The sequence below is a fragment of the Hymenobacter sp. 102 genome, assembly GCF_049949205.1.
Classification (GTDB): Bacteria; Bacteroidota; Bacteroidia; order Cytophagales; family Hymenobacteraceae; genus Hymenobacter.
Map to the genome: position 1 here is coordinate 3,158,010 of NZ_CP188172.1, position 16,201 is coordinate 3,174,210.

A 16,201-nucleotide genomic window follows, 5' to 3' on the forward strand; every position below is an offset into this window, starting at 1 on the left:
TGATGGCATAGTGCCACGTTTCAGAGCTTAGGAGCAATACCTCCTACCCTCAAACCCGCCTACCTTCTTACCCTACTATTGATACTGAATGTACAGCGGCTTGGGCGTTAGTTCGGTCAGAACCTCCTTGGCCGTCATGATGTGGTGCGGGGCGGGGCGGCCGTCGTACTCATAGAACAGCTTGAAGCCCGTGTACTGCACCGGCTCCGCCTGGATATAGTCGCGGTACGAGTCCTTTTTCAGGACGGGGTTGCCGTGACCGTCCATGTGCATAACCACCTGCACGCGGGGGTCGAGCTTGATGTTTTTGTAGTTGGTAATCATCTTCCGGGTGAAGCGGTGCACCGTCAGCACTTTGGGCGGGAGCTTGTTTTCGCTCACCAGCTTCGACAGGTAGTTGATGGTCCAGTTCACGTCTTTGGCATCGAGGGTGCCGATGCGCTGGTTGGGCCGAACACCGGGCATGGTGGCCAGCGAGAATTCGGGGTCGATGCCCAGGTGTATGTCGGGCTGCTTCAGGTACTGCTCCAGTTTAGGCACTTCCACCTGCAGGGTGCTGTGGCCGGGCTGCACATCCAGAAACAGGATGCACTTGTGCTCCCGGGCCCACGAAATAACCTCCTCAATAGTGGCTTTGGAGTTCATCAGACGCCACTTGCCATCCTTGCCGGGGGTGCCCTGGGCTGTAATGGTTACGTTGTGCAGCGCAGCCTGCACCGGAATGCTGGGGTCGGCGGCCTGCCACTCTTTCAGTACGCCTTCAAACTTGCGGAACATCTGCTCCTTCGGCTCCCGGCCCAGAATACCCATGCCCTTCGAGCGGATATTGCCGTAAAACGCCACAATGCGGTGGCCCGGCAGGATAGCGCCCGGCAGCTGCCCGTTTTTGCGGGCAATGGAGTCGGCCTTGAGCGAGTCGCGGCGCATGGCCTCCATTTTCAGCTTCACCGTGTCCACCACAGCGGGCTTGGTGGTATCGGCCAAGGCCGTGGGATTCTCCGAATCGGTGCCGGAGCGGGAGCCGCAGCCGGGCAAAGTGGTGAGGGTAAAGGCAAGGCCCAGGGAGGCCAGCGCGGGGGCCGTCAGGCGGGTGAGGGTCCGGAAATAAGACACTGAGTGGAAATGAATTGAAGTCGGGGAAACGCAGCGAAGTTACGGGTTTCCCAGAGGTGAAATAGTGAAGTAGCGAAATTGTAGGGTACAGTCGAGCTTTCGGGCTAGGCAGAGCACCTGTTGCTACCTGTAATCTGCTGGCCTTACTGGTACTGCACGTACAGGGGCGTGGGAGAAAGGCTGACCACCTCACGGGGCGTCATGAGCCGGGAGCCGGGGCGCTGGTCCTGGCGGAAGAACAGTTTGAAGCCGGCGTACTCCACGGGCTCCTTCTTGATAAACTTGCGGTAGGAGCTGCGCTTGATGCTGGGCGTGCCCCAACCGTCCATGTGCATCACAATCTGCACGCGGGGGTCCAACTCAATGTTTTGGTAGTTGGTGACCATATCCTGGCGGAAGCGGTGCACCACCAGCACCTTGGGCGGGAGCTGGTTTTCGCTCACCAGCCGGGCCAGAAAGCGGCGGGCGTAGTTGATGTCGGCCGCGTCGAACTCGCCCACCTCCGTACCCGGCAGCCGGCCCGATTTCATGGAAAACTCCGGGTCGATGCCCAGGTGTACGAAGGGCAGACGCAGGTAACGGGCCAGCGGGGGCAACTCGTGCTCCAAGTCGGAGAGGCCCACCTGCACATCCAGGAAAACCAGCGTCTTGTGCTCCTGTCCCCAGCGAATTACCCGCCGGATGGTGCTGTCGGGCAGAGGGAGGCGGTACTTGCCATCGGCCCCGGAATCCCGCTGGGCAATAACGGCCGTCATGTGCAGGGCCGGTAGTACGGGAAGGCTGTCGGCCTGCTGCCACTGGGCGGTTTGTACCCGCAGGCGGCGCAGCATCTCGTCCTTAGGGTACTGGCCCAGAATGCCCATGCTTTTGTGCAGCGGGTTGCCGTAGAACGCCACAATGCGGTTGTCGGGCAGTACGGCCCCCGGCAACTGCCCGCCGGCCCGGGCCACAGAGTCGGCCCGGAGGGAGTCGCGGTGCACCAGCAGGCGGTTACGCCGGAGCTGTTCGGCGGCCGTCAGGGGTTTATCGGCGGCTTTGTTCGAGGTGGCGTCACAGCCGGTCAGCGCGCCGCTGAGTAAAAGTCCCAGGCCAGCCATCAGCGGGCCCAGCCATTTCACGAAAGGTGTTGCTACTATCTGCTGCATTACGTCACTCTCATTGCGCCACCGGGCCGAAAATCCGCCCCTGCCACTGCCTCGGCTGCCCGCAGGTAAGCCGGACAGTGAGAACAATATACGGCCCGAAACGCAAAACCGCTGCCCACCCAGCGGCGCGCAGCGGTTTCAGGGGCAAATGTCAAGCGGTTTATTTCAGCGCGAACTGAACCGGAATAGTGTAGCGGGTGGCCACGGCTTTGCCGTCACGTTGGCAGGGCGTCCAGCGGCCGGGCAGCGTTTTGATGGCCGTCAGGGCTTCCGATTTCAGGGCCTCCACGGCCGGCCTGGGCCCTTTGGGGGTGTTCATTACCTCCGCATCCTGAATATAGCCCTGCTCACTCACCACAAACCGAACGAAAACGGTGCCGGCTACTTTGGCCTGTTTGGCGGCAGCCGGGTAGGTCACCCGCTTCATTACATCTGTCATCAACTGGGTCATACCACCGGGGTAACCGGGAGGAGTCTGCCCGTCGCCTTCATATAGCGCCGGTGGCGGTGGGGGAGGAGCCAGCGCGGCATCGGCCACGGCGGGGGGCGGGGGAGGAGGCAGCTCGCCGGCTTGTTCGCAGGCGGCTACGCTGGCCAGCAGGGCCGTGCCCAGGGGCAGCAGCAGCCACTGTTTCCAGCGGCGGGCGGCGGTGGATTGGGTAAGCATACGGATACGGGTAAGGGTGAGAGATTGAGTGAAGGATTGGGTAAGTGGTAAATCGGGTTGGTAGGGGCGCAAAGCCAGGCGGGCCAGCAGACTGGCGTAGGCCGTGGGCGAAGCCGTGACCGGGGAGGCCAGCCGCAGCGCCGCCGAATCGGCCATGAACTCCTGTACCTGCGCCAGGGCCCGCGGAAACAGGTGCACGAACGGCACCGGCCACAGTAGCGCCCGCACCAGCTCCAGGCGCAACTTCTCGGCGGTGTGGCCCTGCTGCACGTGGGCTATTTCGTGAGCTAGCACGGCCTGGGCCTCGGCAGGCGAGAGGGGCACGGTTTCATCCCAGAGAATCCAGCGGCCGAAGGAGCTGGTGGGCAGCTGTCCGCCGGTGCGCACCAGCACGTAGCCGGTGCGGGGCTCCCGGGACAGGTGGCGGGTGCGCAGCCACAGGCGCAGCAGCCGAGCCGCCAGTAGCGTCAGCATGAGCAGCACGCCGCCCAGGTACAGCAGCGGCAGCCACTGGGGCAGACTGTACAAGGCGCTGCCCACCGCCTGCACCGTGGGGCCGGGTAGTAGGCCGCCGCTCAGTACTGCCCCGGCTTCACCCGAGGCAGGCTCGGCGGGCCAATATTCAAGCCCCACCCGTACCAGCCGGGGCAGCAGCAACGCCAGCCAGGGCGTGAACTGCAGAAAGCGGCGGTTGTAGTGGAAAAACCGCTCCTGCCGGAGTACATACCGATACAGCAGCCAGCAGGCCCCCAGGCAGAGGGTACTTTGCAGCAGCCAGCTCAGCAGCTCAGGCGTGGTGCTCGGTAGTAGGGTCGGGCTCATTGGCGGGTGGGGTTGGGGAGGAGGCCTGGGCGTGGCGCAGCAGCTCATCGAGCTGGGCCGCATCCAGATTTTCTTCCTGCGCGAAAAAGGAAACCAGGCGGGTGAACGAACCGCCGAAGTAGCCGCCCAGCAGCTTGCGCAACGAGAAGCGCCGGTACGCATCCTGGGCCACCAGGGCGTGGTAGCGGTGGGTGCGCCCGAAGGCCTCGTGCCCCACAAAGCCCTTCTGCTCCAGAATGCGGATGATGGTGGAAACCGTGGTGGTGGCCGGAGCCGGGGGCGGTAGCTCCGGCACCACGTCCTTCACAAACGAAGGCCCACGCTGCCACAATACCTGCATTACCTGCTCCTCGGCCCGGGTTAGCTCCGGGAAATGTGCGTCGGTCATTGGAGATGAGTGAAGTTCTCAACAAGTATAACTAAAAAATTAGTTATTCAACTAATTTTTTAGATGAAAATATTTCTGACAGCAGAACTCATGCGCTTACTGGAACAAGGAATACAGTTTGGGCTGTTGTAGAGGCAGATCAAGAACTCAGCTAATCAACTGCTTGTGCTACTACTTTCCCGGCTGCGTCGTCTGGCGCCCACGTATACACTAGGCCTGCTGGGCCTGATAACCACCTTGTTGTTGGGTGCCGGCTGCCAAAGCTCCGCCTCCTCCGACCCCGCACCCACCACTACCCCCGAGGCGGTGGCACCCGCCACGGTACTCACGGGCAGTACCCTGCTGGGCGAGTACACGCCGGCCCAGTTGGCGGTCCGGGTGCAGGATATTCCGCTGGTAGGCTCTCTGGCGCGCTACTCCGTGAAAGTGTACCGCCTCACCTACACCACCCGCAACACCGATGGGCAGCTGGTAACAGCTTCCGGGGCGCTGCTGGTGCCGGTAACCACTACGGCGCTACCTGTCATCAGCTACCAGCACGGCACCATCCGTCCCGATGATGAGAGTAGGGCGCCGTCGTATTACAGCCAGAGCAGTGAGTTATGGTCGGCGGTATCGGTGCTGGCGGCTACGGGCTACGTGGTATCGGCCCCCGATTATATTGGCTACGGAGCCAGCAAGGCGCTGCCGCACCCGTATGAGCACGCTGCGTCTCTGGCCTCGGCCTCGGCTGATATGCTGCGGGCGGCCCGGGAGTTCTGCAAAAAGGAGAATATCAGCGTGAACCAGAAGAATTTCCTGTTGGGCTACTCCGAGGGCGGCTACGCCACGATGGCCCTGCACAAGTACCTGGAGGAGAAATACCCCACGGAACTGCCCGTGACGGCCAGCGCGCCGGGGGCGGGGGCGTATCATAAGTCGGCGTTTGCCCGGTACATTATGAATGCCACGCAGCCGCTCAACTTTCTGAGCACCTACGTGTGGGTGCTGGATACTTATAACCGCGTGTACAAGTTGGGCCGGCCCAACAGCTACTACTACCAGGAGCCCTACGCCACCCGCCTGCAGGCCGACCCCTTCAGCGAAGTGCCCAGCCAGCCCAGCGCCCTGTTCGCCCCCACCTTCCGGCAAGCCGTGTTAACTGGCTCCGATGCGGCCCTCACGGCCTCACTCACCGACAACGACATCTTCGACTGGCAGCCCAAGGCCCCGGTAGCGTTGTTCCACGGCACGGCCGATGATTACGTGCCCTATTTCAACTCCCAGGATGCCTACGCTGCCATGCGCGCCCGGGGGGGCACGCAGGTTACGCTCCGGCCCATTCAGGGCGGCAACCACTTTAGCTCGGTGGCTACCTACACCTTACAGGCCTTTGCGTTTATCTCCCAGTATTAGGTTGGCTGAAGTTCTGCGTTTGCAAAAAGGGCCCGTCTGATTTCAGACGGGCCCTTTTTGTAGAGGTGAGGAAGGGGCAGCTAAGCAGCTGGTACAGCATTGCGTGGCCCAGCAGCCCGGCGTAACAACGCTCCGCTCAATGCTGCCAGACCGCCCACCAACCCGGCCAGCACGCCGCTGAGCAGCACCAGCAGCCACGGCTGCCCACCCAGCGGCAACAGCGTGGCTACGCGGGCGGCCAGCAGGTTTGCGCCATGGGTGTTCAGCCAGGCGGCCGGCAGCCACCAGCTCAGGCCCACGCCCAGCAAACCGGCCAGGAAAGTACCGCCGCCCGAAACCCGGAGCCACGCCGCCAGCACCAGGCACAGCGGCCCCACGCTCCACCACGGCAATACCAGCTGCAGCAACACGCTGCCGAGAAAGATGAGCAGTAGGAGGAGGGCAGTCTTTTTCATTGGAAGGAAGATGAGCAGTCGTTAGTTGTCGATACCGGCTTTGCGGGGCAACTCGGGGGCGGGCATGGGAATGAGCACCTGCTGGCGCACGGCAATGGGCTGGCCGGCGGCGGTGCGGGCGGGGGTCCAGGCAGGCATGGCACGCACCAAGCGCAGCGCTTCCTCGTCGCAGCTGCGGCAGAGGGGCCGTATCACCTCGGCCGCCCCGATTTTACCGTCGGCCTGCACCACGAACCGTACTTCCACCGTGCCGCGCAGGTTTTCCTGGGCCAGCACTTTCGGCTCCTTCAGCTTATCGGTGAAATACTGCCGCAGGGCCACGCCGCCGCCGTTGAAGCTGGCCTGGGTGGCGGCCTCGCGGGGCTCAAACACGTGATTGGGACCAAACATCTGTACCGTGTGCGTCAGCTGCACGCGCACCGGCTGGCCGTTTTGCCGGCCGGGCTCCAGGCGGGGCAGTCTGGCCACGGCGGCCAGGGCGGCGGCGTCGCAGGCAGGGCACAGGCCCCGCAGGATCTTGGCTTCTTCGGTCCGGCCGTCCCGGTTCACCACGAAGCTCAGGTACACGCGGCCTTCCGTTGCTCCCTTCACTACCTCCGCAGGCAGCACCGCGGCTGCCTGCAAGGATGAGGCAATGGTGGCCTCGGTGGTACCAGCTATAGTCGGCATCTGCTCCACGTAAGTGTATACTTTATCCTCGGGCTGGGGCAAGGCAGGCAGGGGCGGAATGGCCACGCCCGGAGCACCCGGCGTACTATCCAGACTGAACGTGACGGGCAAGGTATACGAAACAGCAACCAGGCGGCCGTTTTGCTTGCCAGGCTCGAAGGCGGGTAAGGCTTTGATGACGCGCGCCGCCTCCTCGTCGCAACCGGCACTCAGGCCTTTTATGACCTCTACGTTATCTACCCGACCCGTTGGCTGCACCACAAACCGCACAAATACCCGGCCTTCTACTTTGTTGGTAACGGCTGCTGCCGGATAGCGCAAACTAGCCTGCACGTACTTCGTCAGGTACTCCTGCCCGCCCGGAAATACCGGCATCTGCTCCACGTAGGTATACACCTTATTCTCCACTACTTCTTTCACCACCTTCCCCTCGCCCTGCAAGCCGGATAAGTCAGGCACCGCTTGAACCGGCGGCTCAAACGGTACGGAAATTTGGTACTGCACAGGTACGGGCTTATCCTGGTAGCGGGCGGGGCGCCAGCGGGGCATGGCCTGCACCAGGCGCAACGCCTCGGCGTTGCTGGCGACGCTGAGTCCGCGGGCAATAAAGGCATCGGTGAGGCGGCCATCCGGCTGCACCACAAAGTTCACCGTTACCACGCCCCGCTCCCTACCGGCTTTCACGGCCGCGGGCCGGCGCAGCTGGTTTCGCAGGTACTGCCGGAGCGCGTACTCGCCTTCCACGTACTCGGGCCGCGTCTGGACTTCATATAGGCTGTACACGCGCGCAGCGGGTGCTGACTTGGCAACGGCAACGGGCTTTTTAGTGGTTTGCTGGGCCTGCACTGTCGGCACGGTTGCTCCCGCGAGGCAAGTGGCCAGTACTACCCGATGCCACGCGAAGCGGCTGCGCGATAAAGACATTTCTGAAACAGATAAAGGCGAAGGCAGGATAAGGGCAGTTGAGCAAGATACGCACGAAACAGGTACTGCCGACGCTTACTTTTCCAGCCGCCAGGCAGCCTGCAGGCGGGGGTGGTTTTCGTCGGCGGCACGTAGGAACACCAACTCATCCAGCTTGCCCACGCGCCAGCTTTCCAGCATATCATCATAGTACCGGGAGGCCGGGTTGCCGCTCTGTCCGCCGGGGAAGATGCCGTAGGCCTTCACCTGCGGCCCCAGCGCTACCACCATGCGCCAGGAAGGGCCGTTGCGCGGACCGGTGGCATTCACGGTGCCGGGGCTGCCGGCGCACACAATATCCTGGTGCCCGAAGCCCGGTAGCTGGGCCAAGTGGTTGATATCGGTGCTTTTCTGGTTGGCCCAGCCCCACTTCGGCCCCAGCGGCCCAAACTTGCGGGTCAGGGAGTCTACGGCGAAATGCAAGGAAGCCGCCAGCAGATCGTGCACGTTTTCCTTCTTGGGGGTGCGCCGGTCGTCTATCCAGGGGCTGGCACCTTTAAACCCCTGGAATGCGTCGCCATACTCCTGCTGTAACAGGTGGTTGGTCCGGTCGCGGGAGGGGTAGCGCATTTCCAGGCCGGTAGCCTGCTTGCTGAAATCATCCTCCCAGAGGCGCTTCACCAAGTCCTGGTACCACAGCTCGAAGATGGTGGCCGCCACGGCATCAGTAGTGTAATGGTAATCCCATTTTCCTAACACCTCCAGCACCTTATATTCTGGCTTATCAGGCGGAACCGGGCTATACAACTGATCCGTCACCTTGTTGCCGCGCATCAGGCTCAACATGCCTGGGAGCATGGTTTGGGCGTTGATGCCGAGGTTGTCGTTCTGCAGCTCGCGCAGGGTGTCGGCGGTGGCCTGGCGCATATGGGCTAGCTGCTGGTTGATGCGGTGGCCCCGGTCCCAGGGCGCGTAGTCCCAGCCGATGTAGTAGGGGTAGTCGGGCCCGGCCGAGTGCTGGTTGGCCGACGACACGAAGCCCCGGGCCGGGTTCTGCACCCGCGGCGTCTGCGTCATCGGAATCCAGCCCTGCCAGTCGTGGCGCGGGTCGGAGCCGTCCAGAATAAACTTGCCCTGCTCGGGCCACTTCAGCGGGTAGCGGCCGTTAGGCCGGATGGCAATGTCGTTCTGGTTGCTGGCGAAGATGAAGTTCTGGGCCGGGGAGCCGTAGGTGCGCAAAGCCCGGTCGTAATCCTGATAGGTACGGGCGTGGTTGAGCTTCACGAAAGCCAGTACCTCATCGGCCCCCTCGTGGGCCGTCCAGCGCAGGGCGTGGCGGGTGGGTGTCTGGGCGTTGAAGGGCTTCTCGTCGTGGTCGTATACCACGGGGCCGTGGTGGGTGTAGAGCACCGTGTCGAGCCGGTCGGGTTGGCCGCGCACGACTATGCGCTCCACCACCCGGCGCACCGGCTTCCAGCGGCCGTCGTGCCAGTATTCGCGCTTCGTGTTGTCCCGAAATTTCAGCTGGTACCAGTCCAGCACGTCGCCGCCCACATTGGTTACGCCCCAGGCCACTTCCTCGTTGAAGCCGATAATGACGGCTGGCGCGCCCGGAATGGTTACGCCGTACACGTTCTGGCCGGACGCGTGCAGCTGCACCTGGTACCAGATGCTGGGCAGGTTCAGCTGCAGGTGGGGGTCGTTGGCCAGCAACGGCAGCCCCGAGGCCGAGCGGCTGCCCGCCACGGCAAAGTTGTTGGAGCCCAGCTCGGCATCCGGCTCCCGCTCGGGCACCTTGTCCGATAAGGCGGCTGTGAACGAGGGCGGCGTGGCCGGCACTGGCAGCGGCTTGAAATCCAGGGGCGTACCCACCGGCACAATCGGGTCTTCGCGGAACGGGTAATCGGGGAACAGGTCCTGCACCACCTTGGAGCCGTACTTGCGCAGGATGTTGCTCAGGCGCAAATCGTCGGAGCGGCCGCTCAAATCCCAGGCCATCAGCTTCAGCAGCAGGGCGCACTTGAGAGGCTGCCAGGGCTCGGGGGCGTAATCAAGCAGCTTGTACTCAAACGGGTATTCCCGGGGCGAAAGGCTGCTGATGTAGGCATTCACGCCCGCCGAGTATGACTCCAGCACCAGCCGCGTGGTGTCGTTTTTCAGCATAGACTGCAGCGAGTTCTGCGCCCCATACGGCAACCCCATGCGCCGCTGAAACCGGTCGTACTCCAGGGCCCGGGGGCCCACCACCTCCGAAATGCGGCCGGCCGCCACCCGGGTCATAAACTCCATCTGCCAGAGCCGGTCCCGGGCCGTGAGGTAGCCCTGGGCGTAGTACAGGTCGTGGTCGTTCTGAGCGAAGATGTGGGGCACCCGCCGGTCATCGAACCGCACGCGCACCGGCTGACGCAGGCCGGCGAGGTGCAGGGTCTGCTGCTCGGGGAAGTCGGCCGGGGTTTCGCCATTCTGCCAGAAGCCCTGGTACGGGCTCAGCAGGCGCGCTACGGGCGGCACGTCGCCCTGCTTGGTGTTCAGCACCCAGGTAAGAGTAAGCGTAACAAGGAGCACTAGGGTGCCCGGAAGAAATCGAAGCATTTGCCAACCAGTTTCGCGGGGAGCGGAAGGTAGCAAATGCTTCGGTTTCTGCGAGTATTACCGCGCAACTACCGGCCCAGGTAGGCCCGCAGGCCGATGTTCAGCGTCAGGCCATCGTAGCCCGAGGTAAAACCGCCCTGCTGATAAGCTACCATCCCTTCAACGGCCACATTCGGCGTCAGAAAATATGAGTAGCCGGCTCCGATGCGCACGAAGCCGCCGAAATCATGGCCCTTGAAATCACCAACGCGCGGCATTCCCAGCGGATCATACACTTGCTGCCGGCCCCAATAAGCATTATATAAGGCCCCTGCCTGGGCTTCCCCAAATACCCGGTGCCGACTCTGGGAGGGAATGTAAAACCGTAGCCAGGGAGCCACACCCGTTATCAACTCGTTGTGGTGCTCGCCCGATTGTTTATAGCGGAAGGCGTGGTACTCCACTGGCAGCGCAACGCCCGCGGCCCAGTTGCTGGCGAAAAACACCCCCACAACCGGCTCAAGTGCTGCATCAACACTTGTAGTACTGGCTTCAGATCGAAAAAACAGGCTGCCAGCGGAAATTCCTAATACGCGAGTGCCCTTAGTAGTAGTGCTTTGGGCTACCGCCGTGTGCAGGGATATTATATAGGCCCCAGCAAAAAGCAAAATGGATTTGTACACAACACAAGGTGGAATAGGATAAGCGGAAACTGGTCCAAGTTATTGGGAATACCTGATGATGCGAAACCCCGACCCTGCAAAAAAACAGAGGCATCTTCCGCTGATGGAAGATGCCTCTGTCGGGGCTGTCGGAATTCGGCAATCTGCTTAACTCCGTGCTTACAGGTTCTCACCCTGCCGAACCAACCCGGCCACGCCCACGCGGGCCAGCCGGAGCCGTACCTCATTGGCCTCGGCCTGGGTGGCGAAGCGGCCCACTACCACGCGGTTCAGGGGCCGGCCCTCGGCGGTGGTGGTGGTTACGGTAGTTACCAGCAGCTTGGGCTCCACGCTCTGGATTTTATCCATCACGGCGCGGGCATTGCGCGGGTCGCCGAAGGTACCAGCCTGAATAACGTAAGTAGCGGCGGGCTCGGGGGTGAGAGCTACATCAGCTGCTTCGGTTTCGCCGGCCACGATGTTGGTGTGAATATCGGCCGTGATGGTAGAGTCGGAGGCCAGTAGGGCCAGGTTCTCCGGGGCATCTGTGGGGCCCAGCGGCGTTTCGGCATCCACTATCTGCGCTACTACCGAAACGGCACCGTGGGTTACAATGCCCAGCGGGCGGGCAGCAATTTCCGACAGATCCAGAATACGCTGGTGGCGGAAGGGGCCCCGGTCGGTGACGCGCACCACTACCGATTTGCCGGTTGCGGGGTTGGAAACCCGCAGCCGGGTGCCAAAAGGCAGGGTTTTGTGGGCGCAGGTGTATTTGTTCCGGTCAAACCGCTCCCCATTGCTGGTGCGGTGACCCTGATGCTCGCGGCCGTACCAGGAGGCGCGGCCCCGCATAGTGGCGGCCTTTTTGGCGGCGGCAGCCGGGGCTTTTTCATCTTCACTTTCCCGCCGGGTGCGAGCTGAGGCCGAGAAGGCCGTTAGCAACACGAGGAGCAGGCCCATCATCAAGCCCGAGAGATGCAGTCGTAGAGGCAACTTCATGTAGTCTCTTGGTTGGTGAGTTGGGCAAATCTAGGAGTCGCCCCCAAACCACTACCCAATGGCTTGACGTACTAGGTAGTTGCGTTTGGTTATAATTGACCTTTTCAAAGAAATATTGTATTTAAATAATTAGATGAAAACCTTCGAAAACAGGTTTTGTGTTTGGTTAAGGTAGATTTTGCACTCTTTTTAGACATAGACCGGGCCAGCCAAAAAATTAGAATATCCGCTGCTAAAAAAATTTTGTCATTGAAGGTCGATACCACTCCCGGGCTAGGTTGCAAAAATCCCGGAAATATGCTAAGACGTGTGCGCGAAAACCTTCCCCTGTAGAGGGCTGGTTTTCACGCAGCCGCTCCCCGGCTTTTACCGTACCTTCGGGTATGGATTTTGGCCGCCTTTCCGACCTGCGCTACGTTGATTTTCGTCTCCCGCCCGACCACCCCGAAACGGCCCGGGTGCTGGCCCGCGCCCTGCCCACGCAGCCCGCTCCGCCGGCCGTGTACGTGGGCTGCCCCATCTGGACCAACAAGGCGTGGCTGGGCAGCTACTTCCCGCAGGGCATCCGGGATGCGGACTACCTGCACTACTACGCCCGGCAGTTCAACAGCATCGAGCTGAATACCACGCACTACCGTATTCCGGATGCGCCCACGGTGCGCAAGTGGCGTACGGCCGTGCCCGATACGTTCCGCTTCTGCCCCAAGCTGCCCCAGGTAATCAGCCACGACCGGGCTCTGTACAACGCTGACGACCTGACGCAGAGCTTCTGCCGGGCCATTGAGGGGCTGGGGCCTACGCTGGGGCACGCGTTTCTGCAATTGCCGCCCACCTTCGGACCCGAGCATTTGCCAAGGCTGGAGCGGTATCTGCTCGATTTCCCCGCTTACGTGCCGCTGGCCGTGGAACTGCGTCACCCGGCCTGGTTTTCGGACAAAGGTCTGCTGGAGGCGGTGTCGGCCATGCTGGAGGCGCTGGGCAAGCCACTGGTGTTGAGCGACGTGGCCGGCCGCCGCGACGTGCTGCACATGCGGCTGACTACGCCCGTGGCCTTCCTGCGCCTTAACGGCCACGCCTTAGTGGATTCTGACTTTCGCCGGGCCGACGACTGGGCCGCCCGCCTGGCCGGTTGGCTGGAAGCGGGCCTGCACACGGCCTACGTGTTCATCCACCAGAAAGACATCCTGCATTCTCCCATCTGGGCCGAGCATTTCCTGCGCCGCCTGCACGAGCTGACCGGCATGCAGGTGCAGCCGCCCCGCGTGATTCCGCAGGCCGTGCAGGGTAGCTTGTTTTAATGGTGAAATAGTGAGGTGGTGAAATGGTGAGGCTGATGATCCGGTTGCGCTGTACGCCATCAGAACATCAGCCTCACCATTTCACCACCTCACTATTTCACCACTTTCCCAAGGCTGAATTTGACCCCGATTTCGGGCGCTATGCCGAGAATGACGGGCTGGCGTTGGCGGGTGTATACCGGGCTGCCATTGGGGTACGTGGTGTAGTACACACTGGTGTAGGAGTAGCCGGGCACGCGGCTGATACCGGCCCCGGCGTAGGCCTCAAACCAGCCGTGCTTGCCCAACCGCCGCTGCATACCCCACTGCACGGTTAAGGTAGAATAGCGGTAAGGCTGGTACGTGTCGGGGTTGAAGGTGGTATTGCTTTGAATGGAGAAGTAATTGCCCACGAATGGCCCGGTAGCCCGGCCCTTCTGCCGCCGCTTTTCCTGGTTGTAGTAATATTTCACGCCGATGTCGAAGCCATAGTCGCCGAGGCGGGACAAGCGGCGGCCGTCAGCAAAGCGGTTGCGCCGTCCGGTTTCCAAACTGGCGAAGGCGTTACCGTAGATGGACACAGCAGGCGTCAGGTGATGCTCGGCACCGAGTACCAGAGGTAGTTTCAGGCCAGGGTAGCCACCGACTTCAAATCCACGGGTAATGCCCGTGCCAAGTCGGAGCAAGGTGCCTGAGCCCGCAGATGGACCCGCTGTAGCCCGGGTAGCGGCCGAGTCGGGGGCCTGGGCCCGGGCGGAGTGCGTGGCGAGGGAGAAAAGGGTGGTGGGTGCTACCACCGCGGCCAGTAAGGCAATACGCATAGCTGAATAAGGAAAGAGAAGTAAGGATTCAGGCGGGTAGATACCGCAGAGGTGCCGGTAGTTGCAGGCCGCCCCGGAAACCGGCTGGGAAATAGCGCCGCGTGCCAACCGGAAACCCGGAAATGGAGTATCTTACTACCGGCCCCTATGGCCTAGTCATCTTCCTTATGCAGTTGAAATTTACGTACTGGTTGCCCGCGCTGGTGGGCGGTTGGCTGGCCACGCTGCCCACGCAAGCCCAAGTGCTCCCCGATGCCCCCGAAACCCATTGCCTGCTGCTGCCTTTGGATGCGCAGGCCCGCATCCAGCAGTCGGGGCTGATTGTGGAGGCCGAGGTGGTGGATGCCGTGAGCTTCCGGGGTACCAATGGCCGTATCTTCACCCGCCACCAGCTCCGGGTGTTTCGGCAGCTGAAAGGAGCCGTGCAACCCACGCTAACAATCACTACGGAAGGCGGTACGCTGGGCCTGGAGCGGCAGACGCTCACCAACACCCTCACGCTGACTCCCGGCGAGCAGGGGCTGTTTTTTCTGGAGCCGGGGGCGTTTGCGGGCGTGCCGGCCGGTAGTGGCTGGCAGGCCTACGGCAGTGAGCAGGGCTTTATTCGGTACAATCTCTCCGATGCCACCGCCGCCGAGCCCTTCCGGCAGTACCCGCTCACAGATGCCGGTTTCTACACCGCCGTGGCAGGAGCCGCCCCCCGCAACGTGCAGCCTAACGTGGCGTTGCGGGCTGCCCTCCAACGCGTGCAGCAGCCAGTAGCGGCTAAAGGCACCGCACCCGTCATCACCACCCTGGCCCCGGTTAGCCTGACAGCGGGCACCAGCACCGTGCTGACCATCAACGGTACGGGCTTTGGCGCAACGCGGGGCAGCGGCAGCGTGGAGTTTCGCAATGCCGACGACGGGGGCGCAACCTATACCAAAGTCAACGATGATGACTACGTGAGCTGGACGGATACCCGCATTCTGGTGCGGGTACCGTCGCTGAGTGCCAGCCGCAACCCGGCCGGTACCGGCCCCGTGCGCGTCACCTCTGCCGATCAGGTACCGGCCCTCAGCCCCGGCATCGTAACGGTGGTGTACGCGGCGACCAACGTGCTCGATACCAATTCCGGCCAACGCGTCGTGCCCGCCCACCGCAACGCCGACGAGGCCGGGGGCATGACCTTCCGCTTCGACCCGGACTTTGCGGCTAATACCGCCGCTACGGCTGCCTGGCAGCGGGCCCTGGTTACCTGGCGCTGCCAGACCGGCGTAAACTGGACGGTGGGGGCCACGCGTACCAAATCGGGGGTGAGCGAAGATGGGGAAAACTCGGTGGGGTTTGATGGCACCGGGCAACTGCCAACCGGCGTGCTGGGCCGCACCACCAGCTACTACCGGGGTTGCTACCGCCCCAATGGAACGGTGTATTTCTACGTGCAGGAAATCGATACTCAGTTCGATGATAATGCTGCCTGGCAGTTCGGGCCGGCCTCGCCCTCGGTAGGGCAAGTTGATTTTGAAACGGTGGCGGTGCACGAGTTGGGGCACGCCCAGCAGCTTTCCCACCTGATTCTGCCCTCTGCCGTAATGCACTACGCCATTGCCCGGGGGCAGCGCAGCCGTGCGCTGGCGGCCAGCAGTGACATTGCCGGGGGACGGTACGTGCTGCGCACCCAAAGCTTCCGGGCCGGGGCGTGCGGGCAGGCGCCCATGCTGCCGGCGCCGCTCACGGGCCAGAGTGCCACGCTGGCCGCCGGCTCCGGGGCCACGGTGCAGTGGACCACCCGCGACGAGTGTTACCTGAGCAGTTTTACCGTGGAGCGCGCCCCCTCCGACACCACGGCCGGCTGGCAAACAGTAGCCACAGTAGCGGCCGGCGCAACCGGCAACCAGTACCGGGCCACCGATGCCCAGCCTTTGCCCGGTATGAGCTATTACCGCCTGCGCCTGCGCCGACCCGACGGTTCCTCGGACGTAACGGTGCCCATCGGGGTTACTGATGACGCTTCAGCGGCCAACTCGCTCCGCCTCTATCCGAACCCTATCCGTAACGGGGAGCCGTTTGGGCTGCAATACGTGGGCGGCACTACGGCTGGTACACTGACCGTGCGGTTCTACGATGCCGTGGGCCGCTACCTGGGCGGCTCCCCGCTGCGCTATCTGCCCGGCCTGAACACGCTGCAGGTGCTGCCGCCTTCCCTGCGCCCCGGCTACTACCTGCTCCGTTGGACCGACAGTGCCGGCCGGGACGGTACCACACCGTTTATCGTGCTGGAATAAACGGCGGAGCCCGCGCTGTTTCGCCGGTTCTCCGGGAAACAGCGCGG

At 62.7% G+C, this 16,201-nt stretch carries 13 protein-coding genes; 3 read left to right on the forward strand and 10 right to left on the reverse strand.

What is annotated here, in order from left to right:
* Positions 1–75: 75 nt before the first annotated feature.
* From ACN19L_RS13545 to ACN19L_RS13560, 4 genes are all read right to left on the reverse strand, one after another.
* Entirely contained in the window at positions 76–1,113 is a 1,038-nt protein-coding gene (locus ACN19L_RS13545; protein ID WP_426490031.1) for a hypothetical protein, read from the reverse strand.
* A 143-nt stretch (positions 1,114–1,256) separates the two neighbouring features.
* On the reverse strand, positions 1,257–2,258 hold the full coding sequence (locus ACN19L_RS13550) for a hypothetical protein (protein WP_426490032.1): 1,002 nt from the start codon (positions 2,256–2,258) through the stop codon (positions 1,257–1,259).
* 160 nt (positions 2,259–2,418) lie between these two features.
* Positions 2,419–3,747: a TonB family protein gene (locus ACN19L_RS13555; protein ID WP_426490033.1), complete on the reverse strand. Its 1,329-nt coding sequence runs from the start codon at positions 3,745–3,747 to the stop codon at positions 2,419–2,421.
* Entirely contained in the window at positions 3,713–4,135 is a 423-nt protein-coding gene (locus ACN19L_RS13560) for a BlaI/MecI/CopY family transcriptional regulator (protein ID WP_426490034.1), read from the reverse strand. Before ACN19L_RS13560 ends, ACN19L_RS13555 begins: the two co-directional genes overlap by 35 nt.
* Positions 4,136–4,300: 165 nt before the next feature.
* Here ACN19L_RS13560 and ACN19L_RS13565 point away from each other — a divergent pair, with 165 nt between their 5' ends.
* The gene (locus ACN19L_RS13565) at positions 4,301–5,530 is read left to right on the forward strand and encodes an alpha/beta hydrolase family protein (RefSeq protein ID WP_426490035.1); all 1,230 of its coding nucleotides are present in this window, start codon (positions 4,301–4,303) and stop codon (positions 5,528–5,530) included.
* An 80-nt stretch (positions 5,531–5,610) separates the two neighbouring features.
* Here the strand turns inward: ACN19L_RS13565 and ACN19L_RS13570 are convergent, their stop codons facing one another.
* From ACN19L_RS13570 to ACN19L_RS13590, 5 genes are all read right to left on the reverse strand, one after another.
* The gene (locus ACN19L_RS13570; protein ID WP_426490036.1) at positions 5,611–5,985 is read right to left on the reverse strand and encodes a hypothetical protein; all 375 of its coding nucleotides are present in this window, start codon (positions 5,983–5,985) and stop codon (positions 5,611–5,613) included.
* Positions 5,986–6,006: 21 nt separating this feature from the next.
* Positions 6,007–7,578: a TonB family protein gene (locus tag ACN19L_RS13575; protein WP_426490037.1), complete on the reverse strand. Its 1,572-nt coding sequence runs from the start codon at positions 7,576–7,578 to the stop codon at positions 6,007–6,009.
* A gap of 75 nt (positions 7,579–7,653) precedes the next feature.
* Positions 7,654–10,149 carry a penicillin acylase family protein gene (locus tag ACN19L_RS13580; RefSeq protein ID WP_426490038.1) on the reverse strand — a complete coding sequence of 832 codons (2,496 nt, stop codon included), beginning with the start codon at positions 10,147–10,149 and terminating at the stop codon, positions 7,654–7,656.
* Between the two features lie 68 nt (positions 10,150–10,217).
* Positions 10,218–10,640: a hypothetical protein gene (locus tag ACN19L_RS13585; RefSeq protein ID WP_426490039.1), complete on the reverse strand. Its 423-nt coding sequence runs from the start codon at positions 10,638–10,640 to the stop codon at positions 10,218–10,220.
* Positions 10,641–10,970: 330 nt separating this feature from the next.
* The gene (locus ACN19L_RS13590) at positions 10,971–11,789 is read right to left on the reverse strand and encodes a septal ring lytic transglycosylase RlpA family protein (RefSeq protein WP_426490040.1); all 819 of its coding nucleotides are present in this window, start codon (positions 11,787–11,789) and stop codon (positions 10,971–10,973) included.
* A gap of 383 nt (positions 11,790–12,172) precedes the next feature.
* On the opposite strand from ACN19L_RS13590, the gene ACN19L_RS13595 reads away from it, so the two are divergent.
* Positions 12,173–13,087 (forward strand): DUF72 domain-containing protein, encoded by a 915-nt coding sequence (locus ACN19L_RS13595; RefSeq protein WP_426490041.1) that lies wholly within the window; start codon positions 12,173–12,175, stop codon positions 13,085–13,087.
* 92 nt (positions 13,088–13,179) lie between these two features.
* On the opposite strand, the gene ACN19L_RS13600 is transcribed toward ACN19L_RS13595, so the two are convergent.
* The gene (locus tag ACN19L_RS13600; RefSeq protein ID WP_426490042.1) at positions 13,180–13,887 is read right to left on the reverse strand and encodes a hypothetical protein; all 708 of its coding nucleotides are present in this window, start codon (positions 13,885–13,887) and stop codon (positions 13,180–13,182) included.
* 167 nt (positions 13,888–14,054) lie between these two features.
* Here ACN19L_RS13600 and ACN19L_RS13605 point away from each other — a divergent pair, with 167 nt between their 5' ends.
* Positions 14,055–16,154: a matrixin family metalloprotease gene (locus ACN19L_RS13605; RefSeq protein WP_426490043.1), complete on the forward strand. Its 2,100-nt coding sequence runs from the start codon at positions 14,055–14,057 to the stop codon at positions 16,152–16,154.
* The last annotated feature ends 47 nt before the right edge of the window (positions 16,155–16,201 follow it).